The sequence below is a fragment of the Kitasatospora sp. NPDC091257 genome, assembly GCF_044757675.1.
In the GTDB taxonomy this organism is placed as follows: Bacteria; Actinomycetota; Actinomycetes; order Streptomycetales; family Streptomycetaceae; genus Kitasatospora; species Kitasatospora lactacystinica.
Genome location: NZ_JBIVVI010001356.1, coordinates 1 through 2,244, shown reverse-complemented (window position 1 = coordinate 2,244; position 2,244 = coordinate 1). Strand labels below are relative to the sequence as shown.

Genomic DNA, 2,244 nt, shown 5'->3' with positions numbered 1-2,244 from the left:
GGTGGCGGCGCGGGGCCGGGGCCCGCGACCATGGTCCCCGTCCCGCACCGCCGTCCCCAGGAGCCAGCCCGTGCCGACCATGCCGACCCCGCGCAGCTACGCCTCCGGCACCTCGGACGTCCCGCTGCTCGGCGACACCATCGGGGAGAACCTCGACCGCGCGGTGCGCGCCTTCCCCGAGCGCGACGCCCTGGTCGACCGGGCCACCGCCCGCCGCTGGACGTACGCCGAACTCGCCGCCGACGTCGACGCCCTGGCGCTCGGACTGCTGGAGCTCGGGATCGCCAAGGGGGACCGGGTCGGCATCTGGGCCCCCAACTGTGCCGAGTGGACGCTCACCCAGTACGCCACCGCCAAGCTCGGCGCGATCCTCGTCACGGTCAACCCGGCCTACCGCTCGCACGAGTTGGAGTACGTGCTCAACCAGGCCGGCATCCGGCTGCTGGTCGCCGCCGAGCGCTTCAAGACCTCCGACTACGCCGGGATGATCGAGGAAGTCCGCCACCGCTGCCCGGAGCTGGAGCGCGTCCTGCTGCTCGGCAGCCCCGCCTGGGAAGCCGTGACCGCCGCCGGCAGGCGGGCAGACCCCTCCCGACTCGCCGAGCGTCAGGGCGAGTTGGCCCCCGACGACCCGATCAACATCCAGTACACCTCCGGGACGACGGGCTTCCCCAAGGGTGCGACGCTCTCGCACCACAACATCCTCAACAACGGCTACTTCGTCGGCGAGCTGCTCAACTACACCGAGCAGGACCGGATCTGCATCCCGGTGCCCTTCTACCACTGCTTCGGCATGGTGATGGGAAACCTGGCCGCCACCTCGCACGGCGCCTGCACGGTCATCCCCGCCCCCTCCTTCGAGCCCGGCGCCACCCTGGCCGCCGTCGCCGCCGAACGCTGCACCTCGCTGTACGGGGTACCGACCATGTTCATCGCCGAACTGGCCGACCCGGACTTCGACCGCTACGACCTCGGCAGCCTGCGCACCGGCATCATGGCCGGCTCGCCCTGCCCGAGCGAGGTGATGAAGGAGGTCATCGGCCGGATGGGCATGACGCAGGTGTCCATCTGCTACGGCATGACCGAGACCTCGCCGGTCTCCACCCAGACCCGGGTCGACGACCCGGTCGAGCGCAGGGTCGCCACGGTGGGCCGGGTCGGCCCGCACCTGGAGGCCAAGGTGGTCGACCCGGCCACCGGTCGCACCGTCCCGCGCGGCGAACCCGGCGAGCTGTGCACCCGCGGCTACTCCGTCATGCTCGGCTACTGGGGCGAGCCCGAGCGCACCGCCGAGGCCGTCGACGCCGCCCGCTGGATGCACACCGGGGACCTCGCGGTGATGGACGAGGACGGCTACCTCGCCATCACCGGCCGGATCAAGGACATGGTGATCCGCGGCGGCGAGAACCTCTACCCGCGCGAGATCGAGGAGTTCCTCCACGCCCACCCGGACATCCTCGACGTCCAGGTCATCGGCGTGCCCGACACCAGGTACGGCGAGGAGCTGATGGCCTGGATCCGGATGCGGGAGGGCGCCGAGCCGCTCACCGCCGAGACCGTCCGCGCGTACTGCGCCGGCCGGCTCGCCCACGTCAAGATCCCGCGCTACGTGCACGTGGTCGAGGAGTTCCCGATGACGGTCACCGGGAAGATCCGCAAGGTCGAGATGCGGGCGGAGGCCCAGCGGATCCTGGGGCTGTAGGCCCCGGGCCCCGGCCCGGGCGCCCCTCCGCCCGGGCGCGTCCGGGGAGCGCGGTGGCCCGCCCGGCGGGAGAGTGTGATCATGCCCCTCGACGTCACAGTGGAACGCCTGATCCCCCTCCCGCCCGCCACGGTCGCCGCCTACGCGATGGACTGGCGCCACGACCCCGAGTGGACCCAGGGCATCCGCGACGCCACCCTCACCCGGGAGGCCGACACCGGCGGCTTCGGCGCGGGCGCCGAGATCACCCGGACCGCGCGCTTCCTGGGCCGGACCTTCTCGTACGTGCTGCGCGTGGCACGCCACGACCCGCCGACGCTCCTCGACATGGTCTCCGTCGCCGGACCGATGCCCATGCGCGTCACCTACACCTTCGAGCCCACCCAGGCCGGGACCTTCGCCCGCATCCGCGTCCGCGGCGGCTTCCGCCTGACCGGCCCGCTGCTGTCCCGCCAGGTGCGCACCGCGCTCACCGCGGACCTGCGCGCCCTGGAGGGACGGCTCACGGGGTGACCGCCCTCCCGTACGGACCTGCGCTTCCC

2 protein-coding genes are annotated in these 2,244 nt (G+C 72.7%); both read left to right on the top strand.

Annotated features, from left to right (window positions below; genetic code table 11):
- Positions 1 to 79: 79 nt before the first annotated feature.
- Positions 80 to 1,702 (top strand): AMP-binding protein, encoded by a 1,623-nt coding sequence (locus ACIQOV_RS38215; protein WP_401055365.1) that lies wholly within the window; start codon positions 80 to 82, stop codon positions 1,700 to 1,702.
- 81 nt (positions 1,703 to 1,783) lie between these two features.
- Positions 1,784 to 2,215 carry an SRPBCC family protein gene (locus ACIQOV_RS38210; RefSeq protein ID WP_401055364.1) on the top strand — a complete coding sequence of 144 codons (432 nt, stop codon included), beginning with the start codon at positions 1,784 to 1,786 and terminating at the stop codon, positions 2,213 to 2,215.
- Positions 2,216 to 2,244: the final 29 nt, after the last annotated feature.

Excerpts from the sequence above, each read along its gene's own strand:
- ACIQOV_RS38215 (WP_401055365.1), top strand. The coding sequence starts at position 80 with ATGCCGACCCCGCGCAGCTACGCCTCCGGCACCTCGGACGTCCCGCTG.
- ACIQOV_RS38210 (WP_401055364.1), top strand. The coding sequence starts at position 1,784 with ATGCCCCTCGACGTCACAGTGGAACGCCTGATCCCCCTCCCGCCCGCC.